We start from the raw sequence: 22,377 nt of genomic DNA, 5'->3' as shown, positions 1-22,377 counted from the left end.
ATCGATCAGGTTTGATCGAGTCAGCGTCGCGCTTTGCTCGTAAGTGCTCATGCCGCCTTCATGTGGCGTTCATAAAACATCGATGGGCTGTTTGTCGACGCCCTCGGTGAGTGAAGGCGATGTGATCTCCCGGGGGTGGGTGAGCCCCCCTTGCGGGATCCTGGCCGCGCCCGGAGAAGTGGGGGCGGCGATGCCCCTTCTCCGCTTACGCCGGCTCCGGCGTCGATGATCGGTGCACTGGCGCGGCCGGTTCCCTCCGGCCCTTCTTCACCGTCCCCGAAATCTCTCCCCAAAGGTGTGGACCGGCATGCGCGAAATCCGTTCGATTCCGACCGGTGTGGTTCCCGATGAGCTTCTCGAACTGACCGCGGCGCAGCAGGGCGTCTGGTACGGACAACTCGTCGATCCGGGCAGTCCGAAATACAACATCGGCGAATGCTTCCAGATCCGTGGCGACCTCGACGAGGAATTGTTCGCCTCGGCTCTGGCCCGGGCCCTGGCGGTTTGCGACAGCCTCAACCTCGAGTTCGTCGCCCGGGGAGAGACGGTGCGTCAGCGCGTGGTGCACCGCCACGCGAACGACACCGGACGACTCCGTACCGTCGACCTGTCCGACGCCGACGACCCGGTTGCCGCGGCCGAGCGTTACATGGCCGACGACATGTCGACCGTCGACCGGCTCGACGCCCCGCGCCACCACTTCGCCCTGCTGCGTCTCGACGCCCGGCTGCACTACTGGTACGTCCGCTTCCACCACATAGCCGTCGACGGCCTCGGCGGTGCCGTCTTCGGACGCGCCGTGGCCGAGCTCTACGGGCGCGCCGTGCGCGGGGAGGACCTCGCGGCGGTCGAACCACCCGCCGCCGCACCCCTGCGCGACCTCGTGGCCGACGAAGCGGCGTACCTCGGCTCCGACCGCTACGAGGCAGACCGCGCCTACTGGACCGGCAGGTTCGCCGATCTGGCCGACGCCACCGCGACGAACGCCGCCGGTGCCGGCACCGATGCCGGTGGTGGTACCGGCGTCGGCGACGTGTACGCGCGCGGCGGTACCGCGCTCGTACGCCGCCGCACCGACGCCCCCGCGCCCGCCGTGGCCGACGTGCGGATGCACACCGGCGAGACCCTGCCCGTGGCCGTGCTCGACGCCCTGCGCAGGCTCGCGGCCGGCCATCGCACCAGCTGGACCGCCGCCCTCGTGGGAGCGGTCGCCGCCTACGTCGGCCGGGTCGGCGGGGCGCAGGACGTCACCGTGGGCCTTGCCTCGAACGGCCGGCACGGCGGGCTGCGGCACATCGTCGGCATGACGTCCAACATCCTGCCGCTCCGGCTGACCGTCACCGCCGACATGACGGTCGGCGCCCTCGTGCGTGCCGCCGCCGACGAGATGCGCGGCGCCCTGCGCCACCGACGCTTCTCCCGCGAACAGCTCGCCCGCGAGCTGAACATGACCGACGGCGCGTCACACCTCACCGACGTCGTCGTCAACATCATGGGCTACGACTACGACCTCGACTTCGCAGGCAGCCCCGCCCCCTCCCGTGTGCTGTCCATCGGCCCGGTCGGCGACGTGTCGCTCTTCGTCTCCGAACGGGCCGAGGGCAAGGGCCCGTTGATCGGATTCGACGCCAACCCGGACCTGTACCACCCCGAGGACGTGCGGCTGCTCCAGCAGGCCGTCGTCTCCTTCCTGTCGAACCTCGCCGACGCGGACGCCGGAACGCTCCTGCGTGACCTGCCGTTCCTCGACGGCACCGCCGCCGAGACGCTGCTCGCCCAGGGACGCGGCGCGGCTCTGCCGGCCGGGGGGACGGCCGCCGTGAGCCTGCCGGAGGCGTTCAGCACGCAGGCACGGCTGACCCCCGACGCCCCGGCGGTCCTGGACGGGGCGGCCGCGCTGTCCTACCGGGAGCTGGCACGGACCACGGACGAACTCTCCGCTCTCCTGGTCCACTCGGGCATCGGCGCCGAGGACGCCGTCGGCGTCCTCATGGGCCGCTCCGCGGCAGTGGTGACCACCACGGTCGGCGTGGTCGGCGCGGGAGCCGCGTACGTACCCATGGACCCGGCCTGGCCCGCCGAACGGCTGGACCGGGTGGCGGGGGTCGCCCGCCTGCGCGCGCTGGTGGTCGACGAGGCGGCCGCCGCCCAGCCGTGGGCGGAGCGGGCGGCCGCCACCCTGCCGGTGATCGTCGTCGACGCTCTCGGCGGCGTCGTGGGCCACGCCCCGCCTCCGGGGGGAACGCTGCCGCCGGTGCTCCGAGGTGACCGGCTCGCCTACGTGATGTTCACCTCCGGCTCCACGGGCCTGCCGAAGGGTGTCGGTGTCACGCACGCCGACGTGCTCGCGCTGGCCGCAGACTCCGCGTGGTCGGACGGGGCGTGCGACGCGGTGCTGCTCCACTCCGCGTACGTCTTCGACGCCTCCACGTTCGAGATCTGGGCCCCGCTCCTGAACGGCGGTCGTGTGGTCGTCGCGCCCGCCGGCGCCCTGGACGCACCGGCCCTGGAGGACGTGGTGTCCAGGCACGGGGTGACCGCCCTGTTCCTGACGACGGCCCTGTTCAACGTGGTGGCCGAGGCCGACCCCACGGCGTTCGCCGGACTGCGCCTCGTCGCCGCGGGAGGCGAGGCCGCCACCCCGGACCTGATGCAGAGGGTGGCGGCGGCCGCTCCCGGCACCCGCGTCCTCCATGTGTACGGGCCCACGGAGACCACGACGTTCGCCACCCGCCACGAGGTCGTCGCGGACGCGCCGGGCGTGCCGCCCATCGGCCGGGCCCTGGACGGAACGCGCCTCTACGTGCTCGACGGCTCCCTCGCGACGGTGCCGCCCGGTGTGGTGGGGGAACTGTACGTGGGCGGCCGGGGTGTCGCCCGCGGCTACCAGGACCGCCCGGCACCGACGGCCACCAGGTTCGTCGCCGACCCGTACGACGCGGCCGGAGGCCGCATGTACCGGACGGGCGACCTCGTGCGCTGGACCGCGCGCGGTGACATCGAGTACGTCGGACGCGCGGACGGACAGGTCAAACTCCGCGGCTTCCGCATCGAGCCCGCCGAGATCGAGAACACGCTCCTCGCCGACCCGGACGTCCGTGCCGCCTGCGTCGTGGTGCGTGAGGACATACCCGGCGACCGGCGGCTCGTCGCGTATCTCGCCACGGCCCCCGGCACCCGGCCCGACGAGGCCGCCCTGGCCCGCCGGGTGGGACGCACGCTGCCCGCGTACATGGTGCCTTCCGCATTCGTCCTCCTCGACGCGCTGCCCCTGAACGCCAACGGCAAGGTCGACCGGCGCGCGCTGCCCGCACCCCGCGCCGCCGCCACCACGGGACGTTCCCCACGCACCGCCTACGAGGCGGTCCTGGCCGGACTGTTCGCGGACGTCCTCGGGGCGGAGTCCGTCGGCATCGACGACAACTTCTTCTCCCTCGGCGGCCATTCCCTTCTCGCCACCCGCCTCACCGGCCGGGTCCGGGCCGCCCTGGGCGCCGAACTGGGCATGCGCACCCTCTTCGACCACCCCACCGTCGCCGCCCTGGCCTCCGCCCTCGACACCACCGCGACGGCCCGGCCGGCCCTCACCCCGCGGCCACGGCCCCAAGCGGTGCCGCTGTCCCACGCGCAGCAGCGCCTCTGGTTCCTCAACCGGGCCGAGGGGCCCAGCGACACCTACACCGTCCCGCTGGTCCTCGAACTCGAAGGCCCCCTGGACACGGACGCCCTGCGCGGTGCCCTGGCCGACGTGGTCGCCCGGCACGAGAGCCTGCGCACCGTCTTCGCCGAACACGACGGCACGGCCCGACAGGAGATCCTCGGCGCGTCGGTCGCCGCCACGCTCGTCCCCCTCGTCACCGAGGAGCGCCCGCCCGGGGTGGACGCCGACGCCTGGGCCGAGGAGACGGTGCGCCGTCTGTCCGCGGTGCCCTTCGACCTCAGCGGCGACGTGGGTGTCCGCGCCCACCTGCTGCGCCCGGGCCCCGACCGCCACATCCTGCTGCTCGTCCTCCACCATGTCGTCGCCGACGGCTGGTCCCTCGCCCCGCTCAGCCGGGACCTCGGCGCCGCCTACCGTGCCAGGAACACGGGCACGGGCACACCGGAATGGCCCGAGCTCCGGGTGCAGTACGCCGACTACGCCCTCTGGCAGCGCGACATGCTCGGCGCCGACGGGGACCCGGACAGCCTGGCCGCACGTCAGCTCGTCTTCTGGCAGGAGGCGTTGCGTGGCGCCCCCGACCTGCTCGACCTGCCGCTCGACCGCCCCCGCCCGGCCGTCGCCGGTCACCGGGGCGACGCGGTCCCCTTCGAACTGCCCGCCCCCGCGCACGCCGCGCTCACCCGGCTCGCCCGCACCGCCGGCTGCACCCCCTTCATGGTGCTGCAGGCGGCGCTCGCGGTGACACTGCACGCCCACGGAGCCGGCACCGACATCCCGCTCGGGGCCGCGGTGGCCGGGCGCACCGACGAGGCGCTCGACGATCTGGTCGGGTTCTTCGTCAACACCGTCGTCCTGCGCACGGACCTGTCCGGGGACCCGACCTTCCGCGAACTCCTCGCAAGAGTCGCGGAGTTCGACATCGCGGCCTTCAGCCACGGCGACATCCCCTTCGAACGGGTCGTGGAGGCGCTCAACCCCGAACGCTCCGGCGACCATCACCCGCTCTTCCAGACCATGCTCGTCCTCCAGAACCAGGAACAGGCGGAACTCGGCCTCCCCGGCATCACCGTCACCGACCGGTCCCGGCACACCGGGGTGAGCAAGTTCGACCTGACGTTCTCGCTCACCGAGCGCACCGAGCGCACCGAGCCGGACGAGCGCGGCTCGGCGCACGAGGCAGGCGGCATCGGGGGATATCTGGAATTCGCCACCGACCTCTTCGACGCAGCGACCGCCCGCGCACTCTGCGCCCGCTTCGCCCACGTCCTCACCCTGGCGGTGACCGACCCCGACCGCAGGGTCGGGGGCCTCGACCCCCTCGCGCCGGGCGAGCGGGATCTCGTCCTGCGCCAAGGCGCGGGAGCGGACAGGCCGTTGCCCGTCCTGAGCGCTCCCGAGGTGGTCCGGAAGTGGGCCGCGCGCACCCCCCACGCCGTCGCCGTGCGCGACGCGCACACGAGCCTCACCTACACCGAGCTCGACGCCCGCGCCGACGCCCTGGCCCACGCCCTGCGTGAGCGGGGCGCCGGCCGCGAGGACCGGGTGGCCCTCGCCGCACCACCGTCCGTGGACACCGTCGTGGCCATGCTGGCCGTCCTGCGCGCCGGCGCCGCCTACCTGCCGGTCGACCCGCAGTATCCGCCCGCCCGCATCCGGCACATGTTCGACGACGCCCGTCCCGTCCTGCTGCTCACCACCACGGACGTCCGGGCGGCCCTGCCGGAAAGCGACGTACCGTGGCTCGCCCTCGACGATCCGGGCTCCTGGCGGTGCGGGGCCACCGTGCCCGCCCCGCACACGCCCCACCCGGCCGACCCCGCGTACGTCATCCACACCTCGGGCTCCACCGGCCGTCCCAAGGGCGTGGTCGTGACGCACTCCGCGCTGGCCAACCACATGGCCTGGATGGCCGGGCACCTGACGGTGACCCCGCAGGACCGGGTGCTCGCCCGCACCTCCACCAGCTTCGACGCCTCCGTGTGGGAGATCTGGCTCCCGCTGATGAACGGCGCCGAAGTGTGCGTCCTGCCGCAGGAGGCCAACCGGGAACCCGGCAACCTCGTCTCCTGGATGAACCGGTTCGGCGTCACCGTCGCCCAGTTCGTGCCCTCGCACCTGGCCCTCGTCCTCGCCGAGGCCGCGCACGCGGCGCCCCTTCCCGCGCTGCGCGCCGTGCTGTGCGGCGGAGAACCGCTGCCGCGCGCCCTCGCCGAGGACGTCGCCGGTCTGTGGCGGGCCGAGGTCCACAACCTGTACGGGCCGACCGAGGCGACCATCGACGCGACCGCCCACCGCGCGAGCGGTCCGGAAGGCGACGGACACGAGGACGCCCGCACACCGTCCGAGAGCGTGCCGATGGGCCGGCCCGTCGACACCATGCGCACCTACGTCCTCGACTCCCGGCTGCGGCCCGTGCCACCCGGTGTCACCGGAGAGCTGTACCTGTCGGGTCCCAACCTGGCCCGTGGCTATCTGGACAGGCCGGGCCCGACCGCCGCCCGGTTCGTCGCCGACCCGTTCGAAGCCTCCGGCTCCCGCATGTACCGGACGGGTGACCTCGTACGGTGGAACCGGCACGGCCTGCTCGACTACGTGGCCCGCGCCGACGACCAGGTCAAACTCCGGGGCTTCCGCATCGAACTCGGCGAGGTCGAGGCCGCGCTCCTCGCACGCCCCGGCGTCACCGCTGCCTGCGCCGTGATCCGCGAGGACACACCCGGCCACCGCCGGCTCGTCGCCTACGCCGTCACCGGGGGGCCCGAACCGCGCCCCACCGCCCTGCGGGACGCACTCGCCGAGACCCTTCCGCACTACATGGTGCCCGGCTCCGTGGTCCTCCTGGACGACCTGCCCCTCCTGCCCAACGGCAAGGTGGACCGGCGTGCCCTGCCCGAACCCGGTGCGGGCGCGGGTGATCCCGCCGGAACAGCCCCCCGCACCTTCCAGGAGGACCTGCTCGCCGGGATCTTCTCCGACGTCCTGGACAGACCGGTGGTGGGCCCGCACGACAGCTTCTTCGACCTCGGCGGCCACTCACTCCTCGCCATGCGGGTCGTCAGCCGGGTCCGCGCTGTCCTGGGCGCGGAGATCGCCGTGCGCACCCTCTTCGAGCACCCGACCGTCGCGGGTCTCGCCCGGGCCCTCCACACGCCGGGCCCGGCCCGTCCGCCGGTGGTGCGGGCCGTGCGGCGGCCCGATCCGATGCCGCTGTCCTCGGCGCAGCAGCGCCTCTGGTTCCTCGACCGGCTCGAGGGACCCAGCTCCGCCTACAACATCCCGCTCGTACTCGAACTCGAAGGCACCCTGAGCACAGACGCCTTGAGAGCCGCTGTGCACGATGTCGTGCGACGGCACGAGGCGTTGCGCACCCTGTTCCCGGAACAGGACGGCGTGCCACACCAGCTGATCCTTCCCGCCGATGCCGTGACGCTCCCGCTGCCCGTCGTCGCCACGGCCCCGGGCGACCTGGAGGCGGCCGTCCTGGCCGCCGTGCGCGAGCCGTTCGACGTCGTCACCGACCTGCCACTGCGCGCCCTGCTGCTCCGCCCCGCACCGGACCACCACGTCCTGGTGCTGGTGCTGCACCACATCGCGGGCGACGGCTGGTCCCTCGCCCCGCTCGCCCGCCATCTCGGCGACGCCTACCGGGCCCGCGTCGAGGGCCGTGAGCCCGAGCCGACGGCCGGCGAGCCCCTCCAGTACGCCGACTACACCCTCTGGCAGCACGAGACCCTGGGCGACGGTGTCGCCCCGCAGAGTGTGCTCCGGCAGCAACTCGACCACTGGCACACGGCCCTCGCCGGTCTGCCCGGACCGATCGACCTGCCGCTGGACCGGCCGCGCCCCGCGACCACCGATCCGCGCGGCGCCGTCCACACCTTCGATGTGCCGCCCCCGGTGTACGACGGCCTCCTCCGCCTGGCACGTGAGTCGGGCAGCAGCCTGTTCATGGTGCTCCAGGCGGCCGTGGCCACCCTGCTGCACCGGCACGGCGCCGGTGACGACATCCCGCTCGGCTCGCCCGTCGCAGGCCGCACGGACGAGGCGCTGGAGGACCTGGTCGGCTTCTTCGTCAACACGCTCGTGCTGCGGACCGACCTGACCGGCAACCCGACCTTCCGCGAACTGCTCGTACGAGTGCGGGAGTTCGACCTCGCCGCGTACGCGCACCAGGACGTGCCCTTCGAGCGTCTCGTCGAGAGCCTCAACCCCGTCCGGGCGCGCAACCACCACCCGCTCTTCCAGACCATGCTGGTCCTCCAGAACCAGGAGACGGCCCGCCCCGACCTGCCCGGTCTCCTCGTCGAGGACCGGCTGGTCCACAACGGACTGAGCAAGTTCGACCTCACCTTCGCCTTCACGGAGGAGCGGCGGACCGAGGACACCGACGGGCGTGGCGAGAACACCTCCGGACGTGCCGGGGGCTGCCTCACCGCCGGGATCGAATACGCCACAGCCCTCTTCGACCGGACCACGGCCGAGATCCTCGCCACCCGTCTGGTCCGCCTCCTGGAGCAGGTGGCCGCCGACCCCGGCCTGCCCCTGGCCGGCTACGGCCTGATGGCGGCCGACGAGCACGCCCGTGTCAGCCGCTGGGGCACCGGCCGCAGGCTGCCCGCGGACACCGGGGGCGCCACCCTGCCCGCGCTCTTCGCCGCCCAGGCACGCCGCACACCGGGAGCCGTGGCCGTCACGGGCGAAGGCACCACGCTGACGTACGCTCGACTCGACGCGATCTCCGACGACCTGGCCCACGCCCTGGCGGGTCTCGGCGTGGGCCCCGAGGCCGGGGTGGGAGTGCTCCTCGCCAGGTCACCGGCCGTCGTGTCGGTGTCCCTGGGTGTGGTCCGGGCGTCCGGCGCCTACGTCCCGCTGGATGCGCGCTGGCCCGAGGAACGGCTCGACCAGGCCGCCGGGGTCGCGGCCGTGCGGGTCCTCGTCGTCGACGAGGAGGCATCCGCCTCCCCCTGGGTGACCGCGACGGCCCGGCGGACACCGGTCGTGGTCGTGGACCGGCTCGGCCGGATCCTGCGGGGCGCGCCCGAGCGGCCGGTCCGGCCGGGCCCGGTACCGGGCCCCGGAGCGCTGGCCTACGTGATGTTCACCTCCGGCTCCACCGGCCTGCCCAAAGGCGTCGGCGTCACGCACGCCGACGCGGCCGCGCTCACCGCGGACTCCGCCTGGGAGGGCGGCGCGGGCGACGCGGTGCTGATGCACTCGGCGTACGTCTTCGACGCCTCCACCTTCGAGATCTGGGCTCCGCTCCTGAACGGCGGGAGGATCGTCGTCGCACCGGACGGTGTCCTGGAGGCGGCAGCCCTCGGCGACGCCGTACGCGAACACGGGGTGTCAGCGGTCTTCCTGACGACGGCGCTGTTCAACGTGATCGCCGAGACCGGTCCGGGCGCCTTCGCCGGCCTCCGGCTCGTGTGCGCCGGCGGGGAACTGGCCTCACCGGACGCGATGCAGCGGATCGCCGGTACCGCGCCGGGCGTACGGGTCCTCCATGTGTACGGGCCCACCGAGACCACCACCTTCGCCACCCGGTACGACGTGGCGGCGGACCTGCCCTCCGGACCCCCGCCCATCGGCCGCCCCCTGGACGGCATGAGCCTGTACGTCCTCGACGGCTCCCTCGGGCAGGTCCCGCCCGGTGTCGTGGGCGAGCTGTACCTCGCGGGACGCGGTGTGGCACGCGGGTACACGGGGCTTCCCGGGCTGACCGCCACGCGCTTCGTGGCCGACCCGTTCGACGCGGCGGGCGGACGCATGTACCGCACCGGCGACCTCGTCCGGTGGACCGGCGACGGACAGATCGCCTACGTCAGCCGCGCCGACGGCCAGGTGAAACTGCGCGGCCACCGCATCGAACTCGGAGAGATCGAGGGCGTGCTGGCCTGCTGCGAGGGCGTGGCCGACTCCTTCGCCGTCGTCCGGGAGGACACCCCGGGCGACCGGCGGCTCGTGGCGTACGTGGTGCCCGCGGAGGGAACGCGCCCCGGACCGGGCGACCTCGCCCGGGCCGTCGGCCGGTCCCTGCCCGCCTACATGGTGCCCTCCGCGTTCGTCCTGCTCGACGCGCTGCCGCTGACCGTCAACGGCAAGGTGGACCGGCGGGCCCTGCCCGCACCGGACCACGCCGCACCGGCCGCCGGGCGCCCCGCCCGTACCGTCCGCGAGGAGATCCTGTGCGGGCTCTTCGCCGATGTGCTCGGCTTGGACGCCGCGGGTGCCGACGACGACTTCTTCGCCCTCGGCGGACACTCGCTGCTCGCCACCCGGCTCGTCGCCCGCATCCGCCCCGCGCTCGGTGCGGAGGTCCAGGTCAAGGCTCTCTTCGAGCACCCGACACCGGCGGCTCTGGCCACCGCGCTGGACGGTGCCGCGGACGCCCGGGCACCCCTGCGGCGGGCGCCCCGCCGCCCCGACCCGATGCCGCTGTCCTCCGCGCAGCAGCGCCTGTGGTTCCTCAACCGGCTCGAAGGGCCCAGCGCCACGTACAACGTGCCGCTCGTGCTCCGTCTCCGCGGCCCGCTCGACGCGGACGCCCTGGAGAGCGCCCTCGCGGACGTCGTGGGGCGTCACGAGAGCCTGCGCACCGTCTTCCCCGAGACCGACGGCGTGGCGCGCCAGCTCGTCCTCGACGCCGACGGCGCCGACATCGACCTGACGCCCCGCGTCTCCCCGGCGGACCGTCTCGACGAGGTTCTCGCCGCCGAGGTGGCACACGCCTTCGACGTCGGCACGGACATCCCCGTACGGGCACGGCTCGTGCGGCTGGAAGCCGAGGACCACGTCCTCGTGCTGCTCGTCCACCACATCGCGGGCGACGGCTGGTCCCTCGCCCCGCTCGCACGCGACCTCGGCACGGCCTACCGGGCCCGCACCGAGGGGGTGGAGCCGCCCTGGACGGAACTCGCCGTCCAGTACGCCGACTACACCCTCTGGCAGCGCGCGCTGCTCGGCGACGAGGACGACCAGGCCGGGCAGGCGGCCCGCCAGCTGGACTTCTGGCGCACGGCGCTCGCGGGCGCCCCCGACGTCCTCGACCTGCCCTACGACCACCCCCGGCCCGCCGTGACGGCGCACCGCGGTGACGCGTTCGTCTTCCCCGTCGACGCGGACACCCACCGAGCCCTGGCGGGGCTGGCCCGTGCCCGTGGCTGCAGCCTGTTCATGGTGCTCCAGGCAGCCCTGTCGGTACTCCTCTCGCGGCACGGCGCCGGTGAGGACATCCCCCTCGGCACCGCCGTCGCGGGCCGCACCGACGAGGCCCTCGACGACCTGGTGGGCTTCTTCGTCAACACCCTCGTCCTGCGCACCGATCTGAGCGGGGACCCCTCCTTCACCGAAGTCCTGGACCGAGTACGGGAGTTCGACCTGGCGGCGTACGCACACCAGGACGTGCCCTTCGAGCGGCTGGTGGACGCCCTCGACCCGGTCCGGGCACAGAACCACCACCCGCTGTTCCAGACCATGCTCGTCCTCCAGAACCACGCGGACGCGGCGGTCGACCTGCCGGGCCTCACGGTCACGGAACAGCCCGTGCACACCGGCATCAGCAAGTTCGACCTGACCTTCACCTTCACGGAGAAGCACGACGGCACGGGAAGACCCGCGGGTCTCGACGGCGTACTGGAGTTCTCCACCGAACTCTTCGGCCACGCGACCGCGCACGCCCTGGCCGCCCGGCTGACCCGGCTGCTCGCGTCGCTTGCGGCCGACCCAGGCCGGCGCGTCCACGCCGTGGACGTCCTGGACGCCGGCGAGCGGCAGGGCCTCGAACGGGCCGCGCACGGCCGCGTCCGGCCGCCCGCGGCACGCACCGTGCCCGACGCCTTCCGGGCACAGTGCGCGCGGACCCCGGCGGCGATCGCCGTGCTGGACGGCACGCACCGCCTCACCTTCGGTGAACTCGACGCCCTCTCCGACGATCTGGCGCACCACCTGTGGAGCCGGGGCATCGGCCGCGGGGACCTCGTCGCCCTCGCCCTGGAAGGCACCACCGACCAGGCGGTCGCGATGCTCGCGGTGGCCAAGGCCGGGGCCGCGTACCTGCCGCTGGACCTGGAGTACCCCGAGGCGCGCGTCGCCCACATGATCGACGACGCCCGTCCGGCACTGCTCCTCACCCACGGCACCACGCGCACCGCACGCCACGAACGGTCCGTGCCCTGCCTCGCGCTCGACGACCGGGCCGCCTGGTCCGACGGCTGCGCGGGGCCACCCGCCGCCGTGCCGGACCCGCACGACGCGGCGTACGTCATCTACACCTCGGGCTCCACCGGCCGACCCAAGGGCGTCGTCGTCACCCACGACGCCCTGACCAACCACATGGCCTGGATGGCGGACCACCTGGGCCTCACCGACGACGACCGGGTCCTCGCCCGTACGTCGCCGAGCTTCGACGCCTCCGTCTGGGAGACCTGGCTGCCGCTGCTGCACGGCGGTTCCACCTGCCTCGTGCCGCCCGCCCTCAACCACGACCCGGCGGGGCTGCTGGCGCGGATGCGCGACGCGGGCACGACCGTCGCGCAGTTCGTGCCCTCGCACCTCGCGGTCGTCCTCACCGAGACCGGGGCCGACGAGGCGCCCACGACGCTGCGGGCCGTGCTGTGCGGCGGCGAACCCCTGTCCCGGGCGCTGGCCGAGCGCGTGGGACGGGCCTGGCACGCCGAGGTCCACAACCTCTACGGCCCCACCGAGACGACGATCGACGCGACCGCCCACCACCACCGGGCCGACGAGGCCGACGCCTCGGCGGGGGAGGGGACCGTGCCGCTCGGACGCCCCGTCGACAACACCCGCGCCCATGTCCTGGACGCCGGACTGCGGCCCGTGCCGCCGGGCGCCACCGGTGAGCTCTACGTCGCGGGCGACGGCCTCGCACGCGGCTACCTGGGACGCCCCGGCCTGACCGCCGGGCGGTTCGTCGCCGATCCGTACGGCCCGGCCGGGAGCCGCATGTACCGCACGGGCGACCTCGTCCGGCGGGACGCCGACGGCCTGCTCACCTATGTCTCCCGCGCCGACGACCAGGTCAAGCTGCACGGCTTCCGTATCGAACTCGGCGAGATCGAGGCCGCGCTCACCGCCCTCGACGGCATCGCCGCCGCCTGCGCCCTCGTCCGGGAGGACCGGCCCGGTGAGCGGCGACTGGTCGCGTACACAGTCGCCGACCCGCGCGACGGGACCGCCGCCCTCACCGACGGGGAACTGCGCGCCCGGCTGACCGCGGTCCTGCCGCCCTACATGGTTCCCGCCGTCCACGTGCCGCTCGACGCCCTGCCGCTGCTGCCCAACGGCAAGACCGACCGGCGTGCCCTGCCCGCCCCCGAGCGCCCCGCGGCCACCCGGCCCGGAGGCCGGCCGCGCACCCCACGGGAAAGCGTCCTGTGCGACGTCTTCACCTCCGTGCTGCGCACCCCCGCCGTCCGCACCGACGACGACTTCTTCGCGCTCGGCGGTGACAGCATCCTCTCCATCCAGCTCGTCAGCCGGGTCCGCGAGGCCGGCCTCGGCGTCACCCCGCGCGACGTCTTCGTCCACCGCACACCCGAGGCCATCGCGGCCGTCGCCACCGAGCTCGGCCGGGCAGCCGCCGTCCCGGCCGGGCAGGGCACCGGACAGATGCCCCCGACGCCCATCGCCGCCTGGTTCCTGGAACGGCCGGGCACCACGGACGGCTACAACCAGTCAGGGGTGCTGCGCACGCCCGCCGGCGCCTACGAGGACGCCCTCGTCGCCACACTCCAACTCGTCCTGGACCAGCACGACATGCTCCGGCTCCGCGCCACCCGCCCGGCCGGCGGCGCCCCCGTGCTGGAAGCGCTGCCGCCCGGCTCCGTGCGCGCCCGGGACCGCTTCACCCGCGTCGACGTCGCCGGGCTCGACGGCGACGCGGTACGCGCCGCCGTCACCGAGGCGGGCGAACAGGCCCGCAGACGGCTGAGGCCCGCGCACGGAGAGGTCGTCGAAGCCGTCTGGTGCGACGCCGGTCCCCGGATGCGCGGGAGACTGCTGCTGGTCGTGCACCATCTGGCCGTCGACGCGGTCTCCTGGCGCATCCTCGCCACCGATGTGGCCGCCGCCTGGCAGGCCGTCACCGAGGCACCCGACGCCACCGGACGGGCGGCGCTCCCCGCGCCCACCACCTCCTACCGGCAGTGGGCCCGGCTCCTCGCCACCCAGGCGCACGAACCCTCACGCGAGTCGGAACTGCCGCTGTGGCAGGGGATTCTGAGCACCCCCGACCCCCAGCTCGGATACCGACCGCTCGATCCCGACCGGGACACCGCCGACCGCACCCGCACCCTCACCACCCACCTGCCCGCCACCTGGACGAACCCCCTGCTCACCACCGTCCCGGCCGCCTTCCACGCCGGGGTGGAGGACGTCCTGCTCACGGGCCTCGCCCTCGCCGTCTGCTCCTGGCGCGCCGAACGCGCGGCCGCCCTCGGCGGCCCGCGGCCCGCCGGCACCGCGGTCCTCCTCGACCTGGAGGGGCACGGCCGCGAGCAGGTGGCCGAGCACCTCGACCTCTCCCGTACGGTCGGCTGGTTCACCAGCCTCTACCCGGTCCGGCTCGACCCCGGACCCGTCGACGTCCGCGACCCCGGACGCTTCGACGCCGCGCTCGTCGAGCGCGCCCTCAAACGCGTCAAGGAACAGCTGCGCACCATTCCCGACCACGGTGTCGGCTACGGGATGCTGCGCCGTCTCAACCAGGCCACCCGCGCCCGGCTGGCTCCCGAGCCCGACCCCCAGATCGGGTTCAACTACCTCGGCAGGTACGCCTCTTCGCGGGAGTCCGCGAGCGACGGCGCCGACTGGGACGTGGTGCTCGACGGGGGCGGTCCGCGCGCCCAGGACCCCGACATGCCCGTCCACCACGTCCTCGACATCAACGCGCACACCGAGGACCTGCCGGACGGCCCCCGGCTGGTGATCCGCTGGACCTGGCCCAGCGACCTCCTCAAGGAGGAGGACGTGGAGGCCCTGGCCGAGGCGTTCACAGGGGCGCTGCGCGCCACGGCCGAACACGCCGAACGGCCCGAGGCGGGCGGCTGGACGCCGTCCGACCTTCCCCTGGTCTCGCTCGACCAGGCCCAGATCGACCGACTGCAGAACAGGTGGGGTGGACGCAAGTGACCGGGTTCCGACTGGAAGACGTACTGCCGCTGACGCCGCTACAGGCGGGCATGCTGTTCCACGCGCTGTACGACTCCCGCGCCGTGGACGTCTACACCGCACAGTTCGTCTTCGAACTCGAAGGCCCCGTCGACGTCCCCGCCCTGCGGGCCGCCGTCGGCGGTCTGCTGCGGCGGCACGCCAACCTGCGGGTCGGGTTCCTCCACGAGGACCTGGACGAGCCCGTGCAGGCCGTCGCGGCCGAGGTGCCGGTGCCGCTGGAGAAGCTGGACCTGACCGGTGCGGGCGCCCCGGGGGCGGTGGAGGACCGCCTCACCGCGTTCCTCGCCGCGGACCGCACCCGCCGGTTCGACCTCGCCACCCCGCCGCTGATGCGTTTCACCCTGGTGCGCACCGCGCCCGACCGCCACCGGCTCGTCATGACCAGCCATCACATCCTGCTCGACGGCTGGTCGATGCCCCTGCTCGTACGCGAACTCTTCGAGCTGTACGCACACCACGGCGACGACAGCACCCTGCCGCGCGTCGCCCCCTACCGGACCTATCTCGCCTGGCTGGCCCAGCAGGACCGGGACGCGGCCCTGGACGTCTGGCGCACCGCCCTGGCCGGGATCGAGGCACCGACCCTGCTCGCCGGGCGGGGCGGGGCCGATGTGCCGGGCTCCGGCGACCTGCCCGGCACGCTGGTCCTCGACCTCGACGCGGCCACGACGCACCGGCTGCGCCAGACGGCCCGCGCCCACCGGCTCACCCTCAACACCCTGGTCCAGGGAGCCTGGGGTCTGCTCCTCGCGCACCTCACCGGGCGCCCCGACGTCGTCTTCGGTACCACCGTCTCCGGCCGCCCGCCGGAGATCCCCGGCATCGAGTCGATGGTCGGTCTCTTCATCAACACCGTCCCCGTGCGGCTCCGCCCGGCACCGGGCGAGACCCTGGCGACGCTCCTGACCCGGCTCCAGGAGGAACAGGGCCGGCTCCTCGGCAGCCAGTACGTGGGCCTGACCGAGATACGCGGCGTCACGGACCTGCCCGAACTCTTCGACACGCTGGCCGTGTTCGAGAACTACCCGATGGACGCCGAGGCCCTGCGCACTGCCCGGCAGGCACTGCCCGGTCTCGCCGTGACCGGATTCAGCGGCACGGACGCGGCGCACTACCCGCTCACCCTCACCATCGCCCCCGGCGACACCCTGAAGATCACCTTCGGCTACCGGGCCGCCGCCCTCGGCCGGGAAGAGGTGGCCCGCACGGTCGCCCGCATGCGGCGCCTGCTGACCGCCATGGCGGAGGGACTCGACCGCCGCGCCGACAGTGTTCCCGTACTCCTGGAGGGCGAGCGCGAGGCGTTGCTCTTCCTGAGCGACGGGGCCGGACTCCCGCACACGGCGGCGGGGACGAGCATCCCCGACGCCGTGGCCCGGCACGCCGGACTGCACCCCGACGCGGTGGCCGTGACCGGCGCCGGGGAGCAGCTGACCTACGGAAGGCTCCGCGACCTCTCGGAGGAGACGGCCGGAGCCCTGACCGGACTCGGCACCGGCGGGGAGGACGGTGTCGGCATCCTCCTGGGCCGCTCGGCCGCCACCGTCACCGCGTCCCTGGCGGCCCTGCGCGCGGGCGCCGCCTATGTGCCGCTCGACCCGCGCTGGCCCGCCGAACGGCTCGCCCGCGTGGCCGAGGTGACGGGCCTGCGCGCACTGATCGTCGACGAGACCACCCGCACCCACCCCTGGGCCGCGGGGCTGGACCCCCGGGTCGCCGTACTGACCGTGGACGCCGCGGGCCGTGTCGTGCACGGAGGGCCCGCCGTCCCGGGAGCCCTCCCCGCCGTCACGGGCGGTGCCCGGCTCGCGTACGTCATGTTCACCTCGGGCTCCACCGGTCTGCCGAAGGGTGTCGGCGTCACCCACGCCGACGTGGCCGCGCTCGCGGCCGACCGGACCTGGGCCGACGGCGTGGCCGACGCGGTGCTGATGCACTCGGCGTACGTCTTCGACGCCTCCACCTTCGAGATCTGGGCGCCCCTCCTCAACGGCGGCCGTGTCGTCGTGGCCCCCGAGGGCGCCCTCCAGCCCGCCGTGCTCCGCGACCTCGTCGCACGCGACGGAGTGACTGCGGCGTTCCTGACCACGGCCCTGTTCAACGTCGTCGCCGAGACCGACCCCGATGCCCTCGGCCTGCTCCGGCTGGTCGCCTCCGGAGGTGAGACCGCGGCGCCCGGCCTCCTCCAGAGCCTCGCCGCCGCGCACCCCCGCACCGCCTTCCTCAACGTCTACGGGCCCACCGAGACCACCACGTTCGCCACGCGCCACCGCGTCCACCCCGGCGCCCCGGCCGGCGCGCCCCCGATCGGCCTGCCGCTGGACGGTATGCGGGCCTACGTCCTGGACACCGCGCTGCGGCACGTGCCGCCCGGCGCAGAGGGAGAGCTGTACGTCGCGGGAGCCGGAGTCGCGCGCGGCTACCTGGGGCGCCCCGGCCCGACCGCCACCCGCTTCGTCGCCGACCCGTTCTCCGGCTCGGGGGCGCGCATGTACCGCACCGGCGACCTCGTACGCAGGGACCCCGACGGCACCCTGCACTACGTGGCCCGGTCCGACCAGCAGATCAAGCTGCGCGGCCACCGCATCGAGCCGGCCGAGATCGAGGCCGTGCTCCGCACCGACGACTCCGTGCGCGCCGCGTGCGTCCTGGTCCGCGAGGACCTGCCCGGCGACCGCACCCTGACCGCGTACGTCGTCCCCGCCCCCGGGCACACCCCGGACCCCGACCTGCTCGCCGCGTACGTCGGCCGCCGACTGCCCGCGTACATGGTGCCCGCCACCATCCAGCCGCTCGACGCCCTGCCCCTGACCGCGAACGGCAAACTCGACCGGTCCGCCCTGCCCGCGCCCGCCACCGCACCGGCCTCGGGGAGCCGCCTGCCCCGCACGGCCCACGAGGAGATCCTCGCCGGGCTGTTCGCCGACGTCCTGGGCGTCGACCGCGTCGGGATCGACGACAGCTTCTTCGCCCTGGGCGGTCACTCCCTGCTCGCCACCCGCCTCGTCGGCCGCGTCCGTACCGCCCTGGACACCGAGACCGAGATCCGCACCCTCTTCGAGAACCCCACCGTCGCCACGCTCGCAGGCGCGCTGCGGGACGCGGGCCGCCCCGCCCGCCCCGCCCTCGTGCCCCAGGAGCGCCCCGACCTGCTCCCGCTGTCCTACGCGCAGCAGCGCCTGTGGTTCCTGCACCGCCTCGAAGGCCCCTCGGCCACCTACAACATCCCCTTCGCCCTGCGCCTCGACGGGCCGCTCGACGCGGAAGCCCTGCGCCGGGCCCTCCACGACGTCCTCGGCCGCCACGCCGCCCTGCGCACCGTCTTCCCCGAGCACGACAGCAGACCGCACCAGAGGATCACCGCCCCGGACGACGTCCGCCTCCCGCTCGCCGTGGAAGCCGTCGACGAGGACCGCCTGCCCGCCCGGATCGCGGCCGCCGCGACCGCGCCGATCGACATCGAGCACCGACTGCCCCTCCGGGCCACCCTGCTGCGCCTGGACGACACCGCACACGTCCTGGTCCTCGTGATCCACCACATCGCCGCCGACGGCTCGTCCCTGGCGCCCTTCGCCCGCGACCTCGGAGCCGCCTACCGCGCCCGCGTCCGCGCCGGTGCGCCGCAGTGGACGGACCTTCCCGTCGACTACGCCGACCACACGCTCTGGCAGCGCCGGCTGCTCGGCGACGAGAGCGACCCCGACAGCCTCGTCGCACGGCAACTCGTCCACTGGAAGGACGCGTTGGACGGACTTCCGGAGATGATCGAGCTGCCCTGGGACCGATCGCGTCCCGCGGTGCCCCGGCACACCGGCGCCACCCACGACTTCGCCCTCGACCCGGCCACCGCCCGGCAGGTCGCCGACCTGGCCCGCACCAGCGGCTGCAGCGTCTTCATGGTGCTCCAGGCAGCCCTCTCGGTGGTTCTCTCCCGGCACGGCGCGGGCGACGACATCCCGCTGGGCACAGCCGTCGCGGGACGCACCGACGAGGCCGCCGCGGATCTCGTCGGCCTCTTCGTCAACACGCTCGTGCTGCGCACGGACCTCACCGGCGACCCCACGTTCCTCGAACTCCTGCACCGGGTGAAGGAGTTCGACCTCTCCGCGTACGCGCACCAGGACGTTCCCTTCGAGCGTCTGGTGGAGCTGCTCAACCCCGCGCGCTCGCAGAACCACCACCCGCTCTTCCAGACCATGCTCATCCTCCAGAACCACACCCCCGCCGCCCCGGTCGACCTGCCCGGCGTCACCACCCGGGGCATCCCGGTCGACCCCGGGGTCAGCAAGTTCGACCTGTCGTTCACCTTCACCGAGACGTACGACGACGACGGCACGCCCAGTGGCATGCGGGCCGCGGTCGACTACGCGACGGAACTCTTCGACGCGTCCACGGTCCGCGACCTCGCCGGACGGCTCGTCCTCCTGATCACCGCCGCGACCGCCGACCCCGACCGCCCCCTGAGCACGTACGACGTACTCACCGCCGCCGAGCGCGACCGCCTGACGGCCTGGGGCACCGGCCCCGCCGACGACGGGCCCGGATCGACCGTCCCCGCCCTCTTCGAGCAGTGGGCCCGGCGCACCCCGGACGCCCCCGCCGTCCGCGACGCGGGGACCACCCTCACCTACGGCGAGCTCGACAGCCGCGCCGACGCCCTCGCCCGCCGGCTCGCGGCGCGCGGCATCGGCCCCGAGGACCGGGTGGCGGTCGCCCTGCCCCGCACCGCGGAACTCGTCGTGGCCCTGCTCGGCATCCTCAAGGCCGGGGCGGCGTACGTCCCCCTCGACCCGGACTACCCCGCCCGGCGCCTGTCCCACATGCTCGACGACTCCCGCCCGCGCCTGCTCCTCACCACACCCGCCGTCCGCAGCCGCCTGCCCGAGACCTCGGTGCCCTGCCTGTACGCCGGCGACCACGAGGATTCCGCACCCACGTCGGCGTACCCCCCGGCCCTGCTCCCCGCACACCCCGCGTACGTCATCTACACCTCCGGATCCACCGGCCGCCCCAAGGGAGTCGTGGTCACCCACCGGGGCGCCGGAGCCATGGCCAGGACCCAGCGCGAACGGCTGCGCGTCACCCCGGGCAGCCGGGTGCTGCACATGGCGTCCGTCAGCTTCGACGCCGCGTTCTGGGAGCTCTGCATGGGGCTCCTCTCCGGGGCCTGCCTGGAGATCGACGAACGGGAGGCCCTGCTGCCCGGCCCCGCCCTCGCCGCCCTGGTCCGCGAGCGGGGCGTCACCCACCTCACCCTGCCGCCCGCCGCCCTCGCGGTGATGCCGCCCGACTCGCTGCCCGCCGGGACGACGCTGGTCCTCGCCGGTGAGGCGTGCACACCGGCCCTGGTGCACGCCTGGGCGGCGGACCGCTTCCTCGTCAACGCCTACGGCCCGACCGAGACCACCGTCTGCGCGACGATGAGCACCTTCCAGCACGCGGACGGACCACTCGCCCCCGACCGCACCGTGCCCATCGGCGTCCCCGTCGACGGCACCCGCGTCCACGTCCTGGACGACAGGCTGCGCCCCGTACCCCCCGGCGTCACCGGCGAACTCCACGTCGGCGGCGGGGGAGTGGCCCGCGGTTACCACGGCCGGGCCGCCCTGACCGCGTCCCGCTTCGTGGCCGACCCCTTCGGCGCGGCGGGCAGCCGGATGTACCGCACCGGTGACCTGGTGCGCTGGACGGCCGACGGGCAACTCGTCTACGTCTCCCGCGTCGACGACCAGGTCAAGCTTCGCGGCTTCCGCATCGAGCTCGGTGAGATCGAGTCCGCGCTCACCGCTCTGCCCGGCGTCGCCGCGGCCTGCGCGGTCGTCCGCGAGGACCGGCCGGGCGACCGGCGACTGGTCGCCTACACCGTGCCGGCCGACGGCGCGGACGGCCCGGACGACAGCGAGATCCGTACGCACCTCGCCGCCACCCTGCCCGACCACATGATCCCCGCCGCCCACATGCGGCTCGACGCGTTGCCCGTCACGCCGAACGGCAAGACCGACCGGCGCGCCCTGCCCGCACCGGAACATGCCGCGGCGGCCGACGGCCGGGCACCGGGCACCGCTCGCGAACGGGCCCTGTGCCAGGCGTTCGCCGAGACGCTCGGTGTACCCGAAGTGGGCGTCACCGACGACTTCTTCGCCCTCGGCGGCCATTCCCTGCTCGCCGTCACCCTCGCTCAGCGCATCGAGGAGCGGTGCGGCCGGCGCCCCTCCCTGCGGTCCGTGTTCGCCGCCCCCACCGTCGAGGGCATCGCCCGCCTCCTGGACGACGGCGCGAAGGAGGGGAACGCCGACCACGACGGCACACCGGACCTCCTGTCCGAGGTCCGGCTCGCGGCGGACATCACCGGGCGGACCGGCCCCGCCCCCGTACCGGCTCCCACCCGGAGGCGCGCCCGGCCCACCCCCCGCCCCCTGCTGACCGGCGCCTCCGGCTTCCTCGGCGCCTTCCTCCTGCGCGATCTCATCGAGACCACCGGCGGGCCCGTCGACTGCCTCGTACGCGCCGGGAACGAGCAGCGCGCAGCACACCGCGTGCGGGCCAACCTGGAGCACTACGGTCTGTGGCGCTCCCGGTACGCAGGCCTGGTCCACGCCGTCCCCGGGGACCTCGCGGCCCCTGGCCTCGGCCTGTCACCCGGGGACCGGACCGCCCTGGTCCGACGTCTCGGCACCGTGATCCACAACGGAGCACACGTCAACTTCGCGGCCGGCTACGGCGATCTGCGCGCCCCCAACGTGGCCGGGACCGAGGAACTGCTGCGCCTGCTCGCCGACTCCGCGTCACCCGGGATGCACTACGTATCGACCACGAGCGTCCACGCCCCCGCGTCCGGCCCCGACCCCGTCACGATCACGGAGGCGACCCCGTCGGGCCCGGCCTCCGCCCTGCCCGACGGGTACGCGCAGAGCAAATGGGTCGCCGAGCAGCTCGTCGGGCTGGCCCGCGAACGCGGCCTGCCGGTCACCGTCCACCGGCCCGGCCGCATCAGCGGCGACACAACTACCGGCGCCTGCCAGGACCGTGACCTCCTGTGGCAGCTCATCAAGGGATGCCTCCAGGCGGGCATGGTGCCGGACCTGCCGCACGGGTCGACCGACTGGGTGCCCGTGGACTACGTCAGCGCGGCCGTGGTGGCGCTCGCCACGTCCGGCCGGACGGACGCGGAGGTCCACCACTTCACCCACCCGGACGCACCCGGCCTGGACCGCGTCTTCGAGGTCGCCGCCCGCATGGGACACGAGCTGCGGACCGTCCCGGTCCCGCAGTGGCAGGCACGTGTCGCCGCTCAGCACGACAACGCGGCGCAGCTGTTCCTCGGCGAAGCAGGCGGGAGCCGCCACAAGGTGACGGACCACCGGGGCTTCGACTCCAGCAGGACGGCCGAGACCGCCGCGGCCCTCGGCGTCCAGCTGCCCGCGCTGACCGACGGCGTCCTGACCCGCTACCTGGCCTACTTCCACCGAACGGGCTTCCTGCCCTCGCCGCAGGGGGTACGGGCCGCGAGTTGACCTGAG

At 74.2% G+C, this 22,377-nt stretch carries 2 protein-coding genes; both read left to right on the top strand.

Annotated features, from left to right (window positions below):
• Positions 1-307 precede the first annotated feature (307 nt).
• Positions 308-14,815 (top strand): non-ribosomal peptide synthetase, encoded by a 14,508-nt coding sequence (locus P8A20_RS07815; protein ID WP_306103201.1) that lies wholly within the window; start codon positions 308-310, stop codon positions 14,813-14,815.
• The gene (locus P8A20_RS07810) at positions 14,812-22,371 is read left to right on the top strand and encodes a non-ribosomal peptide synthetase (RefSeq protein WP_306103200.1); all 7,560 of its coding nucleotides are present in this window, start codon (positions 14,812-14,814) and stop codon (positions 22,369-22,371) included. Before P8A20_RS07815 ends, P8A20_RS07810 begins: the two co-directional genes overlap by 4 nt.
• Positions 22,372-22,377: the final 6 nt, after the last annotated feature.

It is taken from the genome of Streptomyces sp. Alt3 (assembly GCF_030719215.1).
GTDB classification, from domain to species: domain Bacteria; phylum Actinomycetota; class Actinomycetes; order Streptomycetales; family Streptomycetaceae; genus Streptomyces; species Streptomyces glycanivorans.
Note: the sequence above shows the minus strand (reverse complement) of the source record. Positions and strands in the feature narration are given on the sequence as shown.